The organism is Paenibacillus sp. FSL H8-0079, assembly GCF_037991315.1.
In the GTDB taxonomy this organism is placed as follows: Bacteria; Bacillota; Bacilli; order Paenibacillales; family Paenibacillaceae; genus Paenibacillus.
The window spans coordinates 3706138-3723660 of sequence record NZ_CP150300.1 but is presented as its reverse complement, the minus strand read 5'-3'; the positions used below and the strand labels follow the sequence as shown (position 1 = coordinate 3723660).

14 protein-coding genes are annotated in these 17523 nt (G+C 49.3%); 13 read left to right on the top strand and 1 reads right to left on the bottom strand.

The genetic code is table 11. The annotated features are described in order from the left end of the window. Nucleotides 1–279: 279 nt before the first annotated feature. From MHI06_RS16510 to MHI06_RS16450, 13 genes are all read left to right on the top strand, one after another. Nucleotides 280–2070: an L-fucose isomerase gene (locus MHI06_RS16510; protein WP_340398471.1), complete on the top strand. Its 1791-nt coding sequence runs from the start codon at nt 280–282 to the stop codon at nt 2068–2070. Nucleotides 2071–2194: 124 nt separating this feature from the next. Then, entirely contained in the window at nt 2195–3685 is a 1491-nt protein-coding gene (locus MHI06_RS16505; RefSeq protein ID WP_340398470.1) for a rhamnulokinase family protein, read from the top strand. Between the two features lie 69 nt (nt 3686–3754). Further along, nucleotides 3755–4417: a class II aldolase/adducin family protein gene (locus MHI06_RS16500; protein WP_340398469.1), complete on the top strand. Its 663-nt coding sequence runs from the start codon at nt 3755–3757 to the stop codon at nt 4415–4417. Nucleotides 4418–4711: 294 nt separating this feature from the next. Beyond that, nucleotides 4712–5440: an FCD domain-containing protein gene (locus tag MHI06_RS16495; RefSeq protein ID WP_340398468.1), complete on the top strand. Its 729-nt coding sequence runs from the start codon at nt 4712–4714 to the stop codon at nt 5438–5440. Nucleotides 5441–5481: 41 nt separating this feature from the next. Beyond that, nucleotides 5482–7530 carry a hydantoinase/oxoprolinase family protein gene (locus MHI06_RS16490; protein ID WP_340398467.1) on the top strand — a complete coding sequence of 683 codons (2049 nt, stop codon included), beginning with the start codon at nt 5482–5484 and terminating at the stop codon, nt 7528–7530. Further along, nucleotides 7527–9500 (top strand): hydantoinase B/oxoprolinase family protein, encoded by a 1974-nt coding sequence (locus MHI06_RS16485; RefSeq protein WP_340398466.1) that lies wholly within the window; start codon nt 7527–7529, stop codon nt 9498–9500. Before MHI06_RS16490 ends, MHI06_RS16485 begins: the two co-directional genes overlap by 4 nt. 69 nt (nt 9501–9569) lie before the next feature. After that, entirely contained in the window at nt 9570–10706 is a 1137-nt protein-coding gene (locus MHI06_RS16480; protein WP_340398465.1) for an extracellular solute-binding protein, read from the top strand. 72 nt (nt 10707–10778) lie between these two features. After that, nucleotides 10779–11909: an ABC transporter ATP-binding protein gene (locus MHI06_RS16475; RefSeq protein WP_340398464.1), complete on the top strand. Its 1131-nt coding sequence runs from the start codon at nt 10779–10781 to the stop codon at nt 11907–11909. After that, entirely contained in the window at nt 11906–12823 is a 918-nt protein-coding gene (locus tag MHI06_RS16470; RefSeq protein WP_340398463.1) for an ABC transporter permease, read from the top strand. The genes MHI06_RS16475 and MHI06_RS16470 overlap by 4 nt, the downstream gene beginning before the upstream one ends. Further along, the gene (locus MHI06_RS16465) at nt 12816–13661 is read left to right on the top strand and encodes an ABC transporter permease (protein ID WP_338587094.1); all 846 of its coding nucleotides are present in this window, start codon (nt 12816–12818) and stop codon (nt 13659–13661) included. The genes MHI06_RS16470 and MHI06_RS16465 overlap by 8 nt, the downstream gene beginning before the upstream one ends. Next, complete coding sequence (locus MHI06_RS16460) at nt 13654–14871, top strand: Xaa-Pro peptidase family protein (RefSeq protein ID WP_340398462.1); 1218 nt, start codon at nt 13654–13656, stop codon at nt 14869–14871. Before MHI06_RS16465 ends, MHI06_RS16460 begins: the two co-directional genes overlap by 8 nt. 19 nt (nt 14872–14890) lie before the next feature. Then, a complete protein-coding gene (locus MHI06_RS16455; protein WP_340398461.1) occupies nt 14891–16141 on the top strand; it encodes an MFS transporter in 1251 nt (416 codons plus the stop codon). Between the two features lie 85 nt (nt 16142–16226). Next, nucleotides 16227–16577 (top strand): hypothetical protein, encoded by a 351-nt coding sequence (locus tag MHI06_RS16450; protein ID WP_169479181.1) that lies wholly within the window; start codon nt 16227–16229, stop codon nt 16575–16577. Between the two features lie 113 nt (nt 16578–16690). Here MHI06_RS16450 and MHI06_RS16445 read toward each other — a convergent pair whose 3' ends face one another. Next, the gene (locus MHI06_RS16445) at nt 16691–17317 is read right to left on the bottom strand and encodes an FMN-dependent NADH-azoreductase (protein WP_340398460.1); all 627 of its coding nucleotides are present in this window, start codon (nt 17315–17317) and stop codon (nt 16691–16693) included. Between the last annotated feature and the right edge of the window lie 206 nt (nt 17318–17523).

Here is a 17523-nt window from a genome sequence, read left to right as displayed (position 1 = left end):
TTTCGTTAAATTCGCTCATGCACGTTCCATTTTCTTGAATAGAGGAACTACATACAAGGCTGATTGCTGAAAGGGTTTATTGCTATTTTTTAAAATATGTAAACGCATTCAATATTAATTGAGGCTGTTGATAATCTGTGTATGTAATTCTTGCGTGCAACTCGGGTATCGGTTATATCTCCGTCATTATCTTATTCCAATCACTGCACATGGATCAGACAGAAGGTTTCTCAATTCAACCCAAATTCTATGAAACGAATTGAAGGAGGACGCTCTAGTATGACACATCAGGATTATCGTTATAAGCAGGCTTTCCCCAAGATTGGTATTCGTCCCACGATTGATGGAAGACGCAAAGGTGTTCGGGAGTCACTGGAAGAGCAAACGATGCGGATGGCGACATCCGTTGCTGAGCTGCTTGCAGCAGAAATACGTTATCCTGACGGGTCCGCGGTGGAGTGTGTTGTTGCTGAGACCTGCATTGGCGGAGTGGCCGAAGCGGCCGCAGCAGCAGAACTGTTCAGCCGTTCGAACGTTGGCGTAACGATCACCGTGACACCATGCTGGTGTTATGGTACGGAAACGATGGACATGTCGCCGTCCATTCCTACTGCAATCTGGGGTTTTAACGGGACTGAACGTCCGGGTGCAGTGTATCTGGCAGCGGTACTCTCTGCCCATGCACAGAAGGGAATCCCGGCCTTTGGGATCTATGGAGAGGATGTGCAGGACGGCGGAGATACTACGATTCCCAATGACGTGCGTGAGAAATTGCTCCGGTTCAGCCGTGCGGGTCTTGCAGCCGCGACCTTGAAAGGGCAAGCCTATCTGTCTATTGGATCGGTATCCATGGGGATTGCAGGTTCGATTGTGAACGATTCATTTTTCCAGGAGTATCTGGGCATGCGTAATGAATACGTGGATATGAGTGAACTCACTCGTCGTATTGAAGAAGAAATCTATGACCCCGAGGAGTATAAGCTCGCACTGGCCTGGGTGAAGGAGAACTGTAGCGAAGGTCCAGACAACAACGCTGCCCATCTGCAAACAGATCGCAAACGCAAAGAATACGAATGGGAAACCGTTGTGAAAATGACCCAAATTGTACGTGACCTCATGGCAGGTAACCCAAGATTGGCTGAGCTTGGTTTTACAGAGGAATCGATGGGCCACCATGCGATTGTATCCGGCTTCCAGGGACAACGGCAGTGGACGGATCATTCTCCTAATGGAGATTTTCTCGAGTCGATATTGAATTCTTCCTTTGACTGGAACGGCAAACGTGCGCCTTATCTGGTTGCAACGGAGAATGATAGCCTGAACGGTGTATCGATGTTATTCGGTTCGTTGCTCACACATACGGCTCAGATCTTCGCTGATGTGCGTACGTATTGGAGTCCGGATTCGGTACAGCGTGTGACGGGACATCAGTTGGAAGGAACTGCGAAGGGCGGCATTCTGCATCTGATCAACTCCGGTTCTGCAGCCTTGGATGGCACTGGACAACAGTCCAGAGATGGCAAGCCTGTACTCAAGCCTTTCTGGGAAATTACAGATGAGGAAGTTCAGGAATGTCTGAAAGCAACATCGTGGAGACCTGCATCCGTAGAGTATTTCCGCGGGGGCGGCTATTCAGCGGATTTCCTGACCAAAGGCGGCATGCCTGTAACGATGACACGTCTGAATCTGGTCAAAGGACTGGGACCAGTGCTGCAAATCGCTCAGGGTTACACGGTCGATCTGCCTGAAGATGTGCATGATACGCTGGATCAGCGGACAGATCCAACCTGGCCATCCACCTGGTTTGCACCTGTTCTAACCGGATCGGGAGCGTTTACTTCCGTATACGAAGTCATGAATCAATGGGGCGCCAATCATGGCTCCATCTCGTATGGACACATCGGTGCTGATCTGATTACGCTGGCTTCCATGCTTCGCATTCCGGTGAATATGCATAATGTCCCAGAATCGGAGATTTTCCGTCCGCGTGCATGGGGATTATTCGGCACAAGTGAGCCGGAGAGCGCAGACTACCGTGCTTGCAGTGTATTTGGTCCGTTGTATCGTTGAAATAAAGTTCCATTCCTGTCAAACGCCATGTTCCTTGTGAAATGAGGTAACATGGCGTTCTCTTGAAAGCTGTGTTCAGAACTCGAATACGGCTTATCGCGCAGAGTTAAGGAGGCTTGAAAGAATGGGCAATCAAGCAACACATGTGCTTGCTGCTGATTACGGCGCCGGTAGTGGACGCGTAGTCCGGGGTTCTTTTGATGGAAGAAGACTCTCGTTACAAGAAGTGCATCGATTTAACAACGAACCCGTGCAGCTGGGGGATGGATTGTATTGGGATTTCTTGCGACTTTTTCATGAATTAAAACAAGGCATTGTGAAAGGGACGCAAGGCATCTCTCCATCGGTCCGTTCTATAGCAGTGGATACGTGGGGAGTGGACTATGGACTGGTGGATGGTGCGGGAAGATTATACTCGAACCCACGTCATTATCGGGAAGTACGCAATGCACAGTGGATGGAAGAAGTTCTGCACATGGTGAACGAAGAAGAACTGTACTCCATGTCTGGCGTTCTGCCGCAGCAGATCAATACAGTATTTCAACTGCTAGGCAGTGTACGAGAGCATGCCGAAGGTTTGCGTCCGGATGTGCGAATGTTATTTATGCCGGATTTATTTCACTATTATCTATCCGGTCAGCAGGCTTGTGAGTATACGATTGCCAGTACCAGCGGGCTGTTGCATGCAGGCGAGGCGCGTTGGAATGAACCTCTAATCGGGCGTCTCGGTATACCGGAAACATTATTTCCAAGGCTCGTTCAACCCGGTACCGTGCTGGGCGGTTTAACGAATGAGTTGTGCGCCGAGTTACGGACTGGACCGATGCAGGTAGTCTCTGTGGGCTCACATGATACGGCATCTGCCTTGGCAGCGATTCCTGCGATGGATTCGGATTTCGCTTTTATCAGCTGTGGAACCTGGTCTCTGATGGGTGTGGAGCGTGATACACCTGTATTGGATGACCGAAGTCGTGCATTGGGATTCACCAATGAAGGGACTGTGAATGGCAAAGTACGCACCCTGAAAAATCGTTCAGGCCTGTGGCTGCTACAGGAATGCAAACGGCAGTGGGAGCGAGAGAATCGACTCTTTTCGCACGAAGAATTGGTCCAGCTGGCTACCTTGGCAACGCCGCATCAATGTTACGTATCGCCGGGAGATGGTGTGTATTTGGCGCCAGGAAATATGGCTGAACGAATACGGCAACAATGCAGTGCCAGCGGACAGACTGTGCCCGAAACGACTGGAGCAATTGTGCGCTGCATTCTGGAAAGTCTTGCACTGGAATTCAGGCAGACACTGGATGAATTCCAGTTGATCACAGGTACAAGACCTGGTGTGATTCATATGGTTGGGGGCGGTGTGCACAATCGACTACTATGCCAGTTTACAGCCAATGCAGCCGGTGTCCCGGTGGTGGCAGGCCCGGCAGAGGCGACTTCAGCCGGGAATTGCATGCTGCAATTCCTTGCGCATGGAGAAGTGAGTAGCTTGGCCGAGGTACGGGAGGTCATGGCTGCTTCCTTTTCCCCTGAGACCTATGAGCCTGAGGATACAGATCTGTGGCAGGAAGCATATGAAAACTACCAAAGTCTGAATCAAATCAAAAGGTAATGAACAGATTCAATGCAATGAGCATTAACGCAAAATGCTAAAAAGAAAAGGATGAGGAGTGGAGCAAACATGTCTGAACAGCAAGTAAGGGAAGAGTTGACGAAATATGCCCGGAGAGCCGTTGCTCAAGGTCTGGTGGTCGGACCTGGTGGGAATCTGAGCGCTCGCTCTGGAGGAACGATGTTATTGTCTCCGAGTGGTTATGCACTTGAGGATCTGGAGCCTGACGAATGGATCGCTATTGATATCGAGACAGGGGAAACTTGTACCGGAGCAACACGCCCTTCTTCCGAAGTATTGATGCATCTGTACAGCTACCGTGTGAATTCTGATATCCAAGCCGTTGTGCATACGCATCCAGCATATACGATCGCACTCAGTCTCGTTTTCAATGAATTGCCACACTTGTTCCCTGATCAGTCGGCACTGGTGGGTGATATCGGGTTCGTTCCATATGTTCTGCCAACGACGAAACTACTTGCCGATGCAGTCTCAGCAAAGGTAGAAGAACATACGGCACTCATTCTCGTCAATCACGGATTGGTCACAACGGGTAAAAACCTCCGCGAAGCCTATTATCGCACCCAGGTGGTGGAAGAAAGTGCGAAGGTATATATGATTGCAAAGGCAGCCGGGGAACCCAAGGTGCTTACTGCGGAAGAATATAAGGAAATCCAATCTCTTGAAAGTGAAGCTTACCGTGTGCAGCTACTTCAACAACTCAAGTCCTGATACCTTATTTGTTCATAAGTGATTGTATTAGTGATTTTATAAGATTGCTATGTTAAGGGCAGATTGCATCCTCCAGATAAACGCTGGAATAAAGGATGTGAAATGCTCTTTTTTTATTTAAATTTTGAATGAGAAAGGCACAGAATATAGCTGGATAAAATAATTCGCACTAATTTGATGAGAATTATTGAAATTGTGATGTTTTGAAGTTATACTATCGTTAATCATCAATGAGTAACAACTACGAGAAAGTCGATTAAATAATAATCATGTAACTAAGAGGGGGGATATGTAGTGGGTCCTGAGTTAAACGAAATGGAGTTGGAATACGAACTGCTGAAGCAGCTTCGAGACGCGAGCGCTCCCATCGGGGCCAGTACGTTGGTTCATACTTTGGGCAAAACGTATGGTCTGAGTCAGGCAACCATCGGAAGAAGGCTTATGGAGATGGATGTTGAAGGTTTTACGGTCCTGGAGGGTCGCAAGGGAAGAACCTTGACCGAACAGGGACAGGAGCGAATCAAGACGTTGGAAAGAGATTTGCAGCAAAAAAGCGTGAATTCACAGCTAATTCAAATGCTGAACCATTCTGGGGAAAAGGCTCTGTTAGATGTTCTTGTTGCCAGAAGGGCTCTTGAACGGGAGATCGCTTCCCTCGCAGCACAGCGTGCCTCGAAAGAATACATAGTACTGTTGCAAGCATCGATTACGAACCAGCATGAATTGCTTTCCAAGAATATTATACCATACGAGGAGGACCGGGAGTTTCACAGATTGCTAGCTTATGCCGCGCAAAACCAAATTCTTCTGCATGCGGTTGAACTGGTGTGGGAGACAAGTCGTGATTTTCTGGAGACCGCGTATATTCGTCGGAGAGTAGGAAGTGAATTAGTTGTGGATCATCAGCAGATTCTGGATGCTATAGTAGCGGGCTCTCCGGAGCGAGCTGAAGCGGCAATGGTGAATCATATCAATCAAATGATCGATGATGTCAAACGTTATTTCACCATGCAAAACCAATAACATTCTTTAGAATGAGACCCGGTGATAAAGGAGTTGAGCTTGTGGACACAATCTACCGTTTAGGCATAGATATCGGAGGTACTTTCACCGATGCGCTGGTGATGGATCATCAGGGCAGGGTGATTGCGGCGCTGAAGACGCCATCGATTGCAGCAGCTCCGGAACAGGCAATTTTTAACGCACTGGATCAGCTCAAGGCGAGTGGCGTGAACATTCGTGAGATTGATCTGTTTGTTCATGGAACCACGCTCGGCGTAAACACGTTAATCGAACGTAATGGTGCGGTCACAGGTCTGCTGGTGACCAAAGGATTCCGTGACATTCTTGAAATCCGCCGGTTGCGACTTGAGGATACCACCAATCTGTATGGTGACAAGACCGATGCGTTGGTACCGAGACATCGTGTGAAGGAAGTGGATGAACGGGTCATTGCGAGCGGGGGAATACTCCAGCCACTGAATCCGGAACAGCTGTTGCAAGCGGTGGATGAGCTGGTGGAGGATGGCGTTACCGCTTTGGCAATCAGTTTCTTACATGCTTATGTGAATCCTGTTCATGAAAAGCTTGCGGAAGATCTGATCAGGGAACGTTATCCGCAACTGTTCATCTGCCGAAGCAGCGCCATCTGGCCACAACAGCGTGAGTTCGAACGAACACTCGCAACGGCCATGAATGCTTATGTAGGTGAACGAATGGGATCTTACTTCCTGCGTCTGCAAGAAGGGATTCAGGCGTATGGTCTCAAAGCCAACTTGCTGTCGACCATGTCCAACGGTGGAATTATGACGGCTGCCAGAGCGGCTAATGAGCCGGTACGCACGCTCCTCTCCGGACCTGCTTCCGGTGTAATTGCCGCGACCCATATCGCTGAACGAGCTGGCATTCATCAGGTCATCACATTCGACATGGGCGGGACAAGCGTTGATGTCGCCCTAATTGACAAAGAACCTGCCTATTCATCCGAGAACAAAGTTGGAGATTTTCCTGTCATCATTCCTGCTGTTGATGTAACAGCGATTGGAGCTGGTGGTGGTTCAATTGCATGGCTTGATTCCGTAGGCGTACTCAAAGTTGGACCGCGCAGCGCGGGAGCCAATCCCGGTCCGGCCTGCTATCAGCGCGGGGGAGAAGAGCCGACAACCACCGATGCCTATCTGCAGCTCGGTATCCTGCATGCTGACCGTTTCCTTGGCGGACAAATGCGTCTGTATCCCGAACTTGCAGAGCGTACTCTTTCCAATCTGGGAGAGAAGCTTGGGCTGAATGCCGAACAGACTGCGCAAGCCATTCTCGATGTAGCAACCGCCAATATGTATGCCCAGTTTTCCCCTCTGATGGCCCGCAAGGGTGTTGATCCTCGCGATTTTACGTTGCTTGCATATGGTGGAGCTGGTCCGATGCATGCTTTTCTGATGGCACGTGAGGTAGGTATCGGCAGGGTGCTGATCCCGCCATCTCCTGGAACACTGTGTGCCATGGGTTGCACGGTTTCCAATCTTCGCAATGATTTCGTTCATACGTTACACAAAAGCACCCAGACTCTGGAGCCCGGGGAGTTAAGCTCTCTTTTCACTAAGCTGGAAAACCAGGGACGTAGCTGGGTCGATGAGGAAGCCCGTGGTGGTGTCCAACTGGATCATATTTATTGCCTATACAGTGCGGATATGCGATATGAAGGTCAGGCCTTTGATCTAGAGGTCACGCTGACATTGGAAGAAATTGAATATCCCCAAAAGGCAGGGATTAAATTCCATACGTCTTACCAAAATGTGTTTGGCATTAGTCAGCCAGAGGCAGAGGTTATGTTTGTAAGTCTTCGAGCGACCATTGTTGGTGTTTTGCCTACCCATAACACGGCAGTTTCGGCAAATTTGCCATTCGATGAGAGTGAAACGGAAGAACGGATCATTACTTTTGACCATGTACAGCAGATTGCCAAAGTACTGAAAAGGGGACAGATTCCATCGGTGGATGCCCCCATTCCTGGGCCCATTATTGTGGAGGAATATGATACAACGATCTTTATCCCGCCTGGATATAAGGTATACCGGGATGTGCACGGGAACGTGATTGGGGAGGTGGAAGCATGATCGGCGACAAAGTCTTTCTTGAGATTTTCAACAACCGGATTCAGGCTGCCGTGGAAGAAATGGCGAATGTCGTTTTGCGGACAGGATTCACCGCTTTTGTCAAAGAAACAGGTGATTTTGGAACATATCTCTTATCTCCATCCGGGGAAACGTTCGGGTCGCCGCTGGAGACGGGTTACAATCTGTCCCTGGGCATCCCTGCTGCTGCGACCATTAACAGTATAGAAGACTGGAAAGAAGGGGATCTCGTCATATGCAATGATCCTTATTCCACCAAAGGCATGGTCACACACCTTCCAGACATTCATCTCATCAAGCCTTATTTTCACGAAGGGCGAATCATCGCTTACGGCATGTGCTTTGTCCATTCATCCGATGTGGGCGGCAAGGTACCGGGGAGCGTATCTCCCAGCGCCTACGATATTCATATGGAAGGCATTCGGATTGCACCAGTCAAGCTGTATGAAGCCGGTGTTCTGAACGAGCAGATCCTGCGCATGTTTATGGACAACAGCCGAATTCCGGAGCAAAATCTCGGTGATCTCAAAGCGCTTATGGCTGCGTTGAATCGGGGAGAGCAGCGGCTTGGGGAACTCATTGCACGATATGGCGTGGAGAAAATCGAGCAGGGCATCGAACATTTGCTGGAATACGCCGAGCTGAAGGCTCGTGCCATTGTGCAGGATATTCCGGACGGTTCATATGACTTCTGGGACTACCTGGAGAAAGGCCCAGGAGGATATCCTATCCGGTTGCGCTGCAGAATGACGATTGCAGGCAGTGACATTCATCTGGACTTTAGTGGCACCGATCCTCAGGTAAGGGCTTCATTCAACATTCCTACCCACAACCAACAGGGGCATTACATGCTTGTGCCCGCACTCATTCGTTATTTCCGTACGCTCGATCCGACGATTCCATGGAATTCGGGCATGATTCGTATGGTGCGAAATTACGCGCCACCTGCTTCCGTACTCAACCCGGAGCCGATGGCAGCTGTTGGGGCACGTGCTGCGACCTTTATCCGGCTGATGGACGTCATCACGGGTGCTTTGGGGAAAGCTCAGGCCAGCAAGGTTCCCGCGGCAGGAGCTGGACAAGCCTGCATCGTCATGATGGCGATGACAGATGCATCCGATGGCAAGAAAAAGGTGGGCGTGATTCAGCCGATCTGCGGAGGTTCGGGAGCAAGGCCGATGAAAGACGGAATTGATGGCATGGATTTTGCCGTTGGTCATCTTCGGAATATCCCTGCGGAAACGGTGGAATCGGAGATGCCTGTGTTGATTGAGCATTATGGTCTTCGTGCCGATTCGGCAGGTGCGGGAACCTTCCGCGGTGGAAGCGGAATTGACCTGTGCGTCAGAATTCTAACACCTGATACTGTGATGACGGCCAGAAACATGGAACGGATGGAATTTCAGCCCTGGGGTAGGCTCGGCGGCGGCGTAGGTTCACATGGAGAAGCGATTCTCAATGCTGGACGTGCAAGTGAGGATCATCTGGGAAGAATTGATGAGTTGTTACTTCAGCCTGGAGAAACGGTTACATTTCTTTCACAAGGTGGAGGCGGATATGGCGATCCATTTGAGCGTGATTCACGTCTGGTTCTGGAGGATGTAAGAAGTGGGCTGGTATCCACTGAGAAAGCCCTTGAGTTATACGGTGTTGTGATTGACGGCCTGGAGCTGAACGAGAGCGATACCGAACAATTGCGCGCCAAGCGACCACGTCAGCAGGAGGAATTCGCATATGGCAAAGCACGGGAGCAATTTGAAGCCATATGGAGCGATGAGATGCAGGTATCACTGAATCATGCATTGCTGAGTGCTCCGCTTGCATTGAGAGACTACCTGAAGCGTCAGACCATGGGAGTTGTAGAGGAGAATTACAAGGATTCCCTGTCTGTAAATCCAGGGGAGATATCCGACATTATGGAAGGGTTACGCCAGAAAATAGGTTTGCATTGATCAAGTGTAAGGAGACTATTTAGTTCTTGTCTTATCGATATAACCAACTACATGGATGGGGGAATTAGCATGTTCAAATCAAACAAAAAACGCTTTCTCAGCCTTGTCTCACTGACACTGGCCGGTACATTGGTGCTTTCCGCCTGCGGTGGAACAGGTAGCACAAGTAATACTGCTGGAGAGACCGGATCTTCAGGAGCAAGCGGAGACAAAGTTAAGCTGACCATGTTTATCTGGGCGGGTTCCAATCAAGACGTCGTTCCTAAAGAAGTGGTCGCCGAGTATGTGAAAGAACATCCTAACGTTGAAGTCACCTTTGAGGAATCCTCCAATTCGGTAATGTACCCGAAGATGGTCGCTGGCAAGCAGGCTGATGCCAACAATCCGGTCGTCAACTTCGGTTACTTCAATGCAGATGCAACGGCTAAAGGCTTAAATGATGACATGTGGGAGCCGCTGGATACCAGCATCGTGACCAATATCAAGGATATTCCGGAGTCCTTCCACAAGCCAGACAATAAAGGTGTGGTCTGGGGCGTTTCGAGCTTCGCCTTAGTGTATAACAAAGACCTTGTGAAAACGCCACCTACCAGCTGGAACGATTTATGGGATAACGAAGAGTTCAAAGGAAAAACTGCGCTCTGGGACTACATGTTCTATTCCTATATCTCCCCACTTATTGCTACCAAAGGTCAAGAGATTGGTGCATCCTATGAAAATCCCGAGCCAGCCTTCCAGTTCTGGGCAGATCGTAGTGACCAGATTGGCACATTGGTTTCATCCAATGATCAGCTGAAGGCACTGCTGGAGTCAGGTGATGCTCTCATTGCCCCATTCAGTGCACAGGTTGCACAGACATGGATTGATGGCGGTTCTCCACTTGCCGTAGCGTATCCGAGTGAAGGTGCGATCTCCTTCCCGTACACACTTCAGGTCGTGAAGGGCTCAACACCTGAGCAGGCACGTGTTGCAAATGAGATTATCAACGAATTGTTGAGCGCAGAGGCGTTGTCACAATATGCAGAAGCAACGGGTACGCCAGTAACCAGTACGACAGCTGCAATTCCGGACAAGTACAAGGATGATCCTTCTTTCTCCGTGGAAACGCAAAGTAACGGCATTAATCCAGACTGGGATGTGCTTGCACAGAACAGCTCTTCCTGGAAAGAACTATGGGACCGTCTCGTGAAAACAAAGCTTCAATAAAAGGATTGTTGACAGGCAGACAATAATTCCGGGTTCTGCTCTGAACCCGGAATGGATGGGAGGGAATCAGAGATGAGCAGCGGACAAGAGACCATATCCATTGAAACAAGGAAAGTCACGAAGACATATGGTGAGCGAGCCGCCGTTGATCAAGTAACACTCCAAGTGAAAAAGGGAGAATTCGTTTCCTTGCTTGGTCCGAGTGGCTGTGGCAAAACAACACTGCTGCGCATGCTTGGCGGACTTGAACAACCGGATCAGGGTACCATTATGTTGGGAGGTCGGGATGTTACCGGCATTCCGGCCTATGGACGCAATAGCAATATGATTTTTCAGCAGCTTGCGCTGTTCCCTCATATGGATGTATTCAACAACATTGCCTATGGGCTAAAGGTGAAGAAGTTACCAAAAGCCGATATCAAACGGCAGGTAGGTGAAATGCTTGATCTGGTCCAGCTCGGAGACTATGGCAGGCGTGCGGTATCCGAGCTGTCCGGAGGGCAGGCCCAACGTGTCGCCATTGCTCGCGCACTAATCAACAGACCCGAAGTGCTGCTGCTTGACGAACCTCTCTCGGCATTGGACATGCAACTGCGTCTCGATATGCAGCGTGAACTGAAACGCATACAGCGCGAGTTCGGCGGAACGTTTATCTTTGTAACGCATGATCAGAGCGAAGCCATGAATATGTCTGACCGAATTGGCGTTATGCGCGCCGGAAAGCTACTGCAATACGCAACCCCTGATGAAATCTATGAGAGGCCGGCCGATAGCTTCGTGGCCAAGTTTATTGGAGATACCAACCTCTTTGAGACGGAAGTGTTGGGGCATGATGTGAATGGAATTCGGGTGGATTGCTTTGGCAAGCCATTGCTGGTGAAAGTCAGTGATGGCAATGCCGTACCGAAAGCGGGAGCACGACATTCCTTATCGATCCGCAATGAGTATATTCGACTCGGAGCAGATGCAACTCATTGCGTGAACCAGCTGGATGGACACGTGATTGAAGCGGTGTATGGCGGAGCAAATATTCGATACAGTGTGCAGATTGCTGAAGGTTTTCTAGTTCAGGCCAGTGTGCTGCATCAGCGGGGAGCCTCACGTTATAGTCCAGGTGAGCCAATAGAAATTGGCTTTGACCCGGAGGACGCGCTCTTGTTATCCGAACCCATGCATGATCGTGTACAGGGGGCAGGAATATGAGCCGGATCGCGGAACGGATCGTGAATCTGTATTCCTTTGGAAACCGAACATGGGTAGCCCGGTTGCTGCTTCTGTTGCCTGCACTTGCTTTGATGGGCATCGTGTATCTGGGCGGGTTGCTGATCTTTGGCAGATATAGCTTCGATATTTATGAGAATGGAAAGCTTATTCGGGGCTGGGATTGGGGGGCCTATCGTGCGTTTCTGTCTGATCCTTACTATTGGAAGCTGATTGGCACAACGTTTCGCATTGCCTTCAAGGTTACGCTATGGAGTCTACTGCTTGCCTATCCACTGGCGTATTGCATAGCGGGTCTAAAGAAGCCTGGCATGAAGCAATTATTGCTGCTGCTCACGTTTCTTCCGCTACTGGTCAGCGCGGTCGTGCGTTCTTACGGATGGCAGCTGTTGCTGTCCAAACAGGGCTTCATGAACTGGTTGTTTATCCGGCTGGGACTTACCGATGAAGGATTCAGCATGATCTACAACGAGACCGGTGTTGTTGTCGCGCTTGTCCATATCTTCCTGCCATTTATGGTCTTTCCGATCCTGAATGTACTCTCTCAAAGTGACGCTTCCTTAAAGGCAGCTGCTCAGGATTTGGGGGCGGGCAGCTGGCGAACGTTCCTGACCATTACCCTGCCTTTATCGGCAAGAGGCATTGCAAGCGGGGTACAGATTGTGTTCACGCTGTGCCTCACCGCATTCACCACTCCTCAGCTGATCGGCGGGGGAAGAGTCATGACACTTCCGGTATTTATATACCAGCGTACCTTGGACACGAACTGGCCGATGGCTGCGGTTGCCAGCCTGTTCTTGCTTGTGTCTTCCATTGTCGTCTCGTTGCTTGTGAATAAAGGGGCGGAAATGTTGATGTTCCGTCGTTCCCGTAAGGGAGGTCAGGCGTATGGTTAAGTCGAACAGGGGCACCAAGCTGCTGCTCTATATCTTTGTGGGTGCCGTAGCGATTTATCTGCTGTTGCCGCTGCTGATGATTATGTTGACATCTGTAGGCTCCGGTTCAGCCAGTAAATTCCCGCCAGAAGGTCTAACCCTGAAATGGTATGCCAATCTGAGTGAACAGACCCAGTTTCTCGATGCATTCAAGAACAGCCTCATTGCTTCGACAGGGGCGGTTCTACTGGCTTTGATTACGGGTACGCTTGCTGCGCTAGCGATCGTGCAGTATCCTTTCCCGGGTTCTGGCATCTTAAGGGCATTTTTTGTATCTCCGATGGTTATGCCCAAAATTACGCTGGGTATCGCATATTTAATTTTATTCTCGAAAATGCATATTGCAGGCGGATTGTTTGCACTTATTTTGGGTGAAGCAGTCATTGTACTTCCATTCGTGCTCACTCTTGTGGGCAGTGCATTAGCGAATCTGCACCCGGCTCACCGGGAAGCTGCCGCGGACCTTGGCGCAGGGCCGATGCGTATCTTTTTCACAATTACGCTGCCACAACTCCGACTATCCCTGCTTTTGTCAGGGTCAATTGCTTTTGTCTTCACTTTCGATCAGGTAGAGGCTGCACTGCTGCTACTCCGTCAGGACAGCTACACGTTGCCAATACAGCTATTCCTGTACATGGAGAAATGGCAGGACCCAACAATTGCTGTTGTGTCTGTAGTGTTGATCGCTTTTGCACTGGCTCTGTTTATGACGATTAAACTAGTTTTGCGCTCTGTACCAGGACTTGAGAGTTTGTTTGGTCGCAGGAAAACCAAAGGAGGTCTGGATCAAAATGAATAATTCACACCATCTATCTCATAGCTCAGGTCTGAATCGGGATCGGGCGGAAGAAGTGATGAAAGCTCAGGGGCTAAGCGCCCTTATTGCAACTACTCCAGAGAACATTCACTATGTCATCGGGTCCCAGCTGCGTGCAAGCAACTGGACGATGCAGATTTATGCTATTTTACCTGCCGACAGATCTGCTAAGCCGTGTATCATCATTCCAACGAATCGGTTGGGCGTTGTTGCCCAGTTCGGTATCACGGGGGTGGACATATTTGCCTACAGTGATTTCTTCGTAGAAGGTTCAATTGAAGGCAAACCCTCTACTGAAGACATTGATCTATTCTATTCTCTCCTGCAAACGACGGTTATTCATCCAGGTCCTCTAGAAGCACTCAAGGCAGCATTAAAACAGCTTGAGATCGAAGATCAGCCGATTGGAATCGATGAGATGCGGATCGCTCCCGATATTCTGGCTAGAATCAGGGAGGAGCTTCCTGAAAGGCTGGTGGTTTCCGCATATAAACTGTTCCGACAAATCCGCCTGGTTAAGACACCTTTCGAAATCGAGCAACTGTGCCAGGCTGCCCAATTAAATGAACGGATTGAGCAGGAGCTGATTGACCTGATTGCAGCAGGTGTTCATGAGAAGCAACTTGCCGATCATTATCGTCTGGCTGTGATGAGAGCAGGTGGAACTCCGGCAATGACTGCAGTAGGGGCAGGCCCACGTAGTGCGCTGCCACTCATCGAAAATTATTTTCATACGATTGAGACTGGAGATCAGGTCCGTTTCGACCTCTGCCTGCAGCTGGAAGGATACTGGGGGGATACGGGACGCACGGTTGTTGCAGGTGAGCCTACCGCTTGGATGAAAAAGCATTTTGATGCGGTCAAAAGTGGATGGGAGGCGGCACTTGAAACGGTGCGCCCTGGCGTCAAGGCGTCAGAAGTATTCCATGCGGCGGTGTCTCGCGTACAGCGTGAGGGAATTCCGCATTACCGACGCCAGCATGTCGGACATGCCATTGGCTTGGAACTGTACGACGATATGACTCTCTCCCCGGGTGACCAGCGCATACTGGAGCCCGGTATGGTGCTATGTGTCGAGGTACCTTATTACGAGCTCGGTGCTGGTGGCTTCCAAATCGAGGATACAGTTGTCGTAACTCCAGATGGTTATGAGTTTCTAACTCATATGGAACGGAAACTGTTCACCAAATAACGATAAATGGAAGGCTTCAGTGACTGGCGATCAGGACACAGTCGATCCAAGAAGCTTTCTTACCGAGAAAGTTGGAACATCCATGATTCAGCAGGGAACTAAGACGTTTCGTAACATTAGCCTTGCACTGTTCGCCGGAGGTTTTGTCACTTTTGCGTTGCTCTACAGCCTCCAGCCCCTGATGCCTGAGATTAGCGATACATTCTCCATTACGCCGGCACACGCCAGTCTTACGCTATCGGTAACAACGATCGCCATGGCACTGACGATGCTGTTCATCGGGTCCTTATCTGATTCGGTGGGACGACGCTTTATTATGACAGCGGCACTGGTGATATCTTCTGTTATTGCTTTGCTAAGTGCGTTCAGCCCGGGATATACGGAGCTTCTTCTGCTTCGTATTCTCCAAGGGGTGGCACTTGCGGGGTTACCAGCGATAGCCATGACATATCTGTCAGAAGAAATTGAACCTGCGAGTCTTGGATATGCCATGGGGCTATATATCAGCGGGAATTCGATAGGAGGCATGGCCGGTCGTTTTATCAGCGGTGTGGTGACAGATTGGTTCAGTTGGCGCGCCGCTGTAGGTTTCATTGGTATTCTTGGACTGTGTGCTGCCGTTATTTTTTGGCTTGTCATCCCGCCATCCCGTCATTTTGTCAAAGCTGCACCCGGATTCAAAAATCCAATCCCTCTTTTGTGGTCGCAGTGTCGCAATCCGAGGCTGCTATGCCTGTATGGACTCGGTTTTCTCCTGATGGGGAGCTTTGTGACCCTCTTCAACTATATTGGTTTTGAATTAACGGGTGAACCCTACCATCTTAGCCAGTCCATTGTTGGAAGTCTTTTTGTGGTATATCTGATGGGCACAGTTAGCAGCACCTGGATGGGCAGGCTGGCAGATCGGTACGGCAGATCACATGTGCTTGGAATCGCGCTGGGCATTATTCTGGCTGGTGCAGTCTGTACCCTTCATCCAGCGCTTTGGGTCAAAATTATCGGACTCGCCCTGTTTGCCTTCGGTTTCTTCGGCGGCCACTCCATCGCAAGCAGCTGGGTTGGCCTCGTGGCCAATCAGCACAAATCCCAGGCCAATGCGTTGTATTTATTTTTCTACTACTTTGGTTCAAGCGTGAGTGGAACTGGGGGCGGATTACTTTACAGCCATCTGGGATGGATAGGCATTGTGGGCATGATTGGTGTGTATGTTTTGATCGGTTTTGTCTTGTGTAATTTGCTTGTCCATAAGTTGAAGGGACAGGCTACATAAATCAACTTTTTCCGACAGGTCTTGCATCTCCTGAAATACCGAGTATAATACTTGGTAAATAGACGAAAAGGGGATGCAATAAACGATGAAAACACATGCTGAATTGAACTCACTTCTTGTTGACGATTATCTGGATCTCCTGAACATAGCGAAACAGCTAGGTGATGACGAATGGAAAGATGCTATTCTGCAAGCATTGAAGGAAGAAGTCGATGCGAATCATCATCTGGATTCAACAGAGGTAAGACAGGATTTATGGAGTCAATTTGAAGGCATTAATGAACAGATGCATGATCTGTTAATGCAACTGAAACATGCCGACAATCCAGAAGAGAAAGAGCAGATTATTGAAATGATCTGGGGATTGAAAGTAGACCGTCATGCGATCACACGTAAACTTGAAACCATGAGCCGTGCCAGCGCTGGACATCAATAAGCTCTAGGTTGATTATACATTGAAAACCCGCGTGTTTCCTGGGATTATCCCCTAGGTCGCACGCGGGTTTTGTTTACGTTTTGAGTGTTGTTCAACTTTTTGAACTACCTCTCTTAGAACTGTTTCGCGAAAGTGCGTGCTTGCTCTATAGCCTGTTGCTTGATCTCATCTGCACGATCTTTATATTGATTATGCCCCTCTACAAAAATGCCATCAAGCTTAGGCACGCCGAGAAAAGACATAATAATGCTCAGGTAACGATGACCGGATTCCATCTCAGCCGCTGGGCCTTCGGAATAAATGCCGCCGCGGGCCTGAATATGCAGCGCTTTTTTGTCAGTCAGCAGTCCAACAGGACCTTGTTCGGTATAACGAAAAGTTTTGCCAGCTACGCAGATGGAATCCACATAAGCCTTCAGAATAGGGGGGAATGAGAAGTTCCACATCGGTGTTACAAAAACATATTTATCTGCTGCAGCAAATTGATCTGACAGTTCATTCAAACGGCTTACTTTGGTCTGCTCTTCGGCAGTCAGATTACTGCCCGATTGCAGTTTGCCCCATCCACTGAAGACATCCGCATCGATATGGGGGATATCCGAGCGATACAGATCGAGGTGAACAACCTCATCAGAAGGGTGACTTTCACGATACGCGTCAATGAATGCTTTACCTGTAGCCATGCTAAAGGAGGTTTCATGATCATGAGGATGGGCAGTAATATACAATAAAGTAGACATGTTGTTCTTCCTCTCTGTGCAATTAATGGGGTGAAGCCATCTTGGAATGATGAAGCGACCGCAGTAGTATGCATCGTTTTCCCCGTTTTATACGTCAGAAAGGGATATGAGTGGAATGATCATGATACTGAATTGCATGCTATGTAGTGACCAGATACTCAATCCATGTATAATATACAGGACGAGTATTTATTTTCCAACGATAA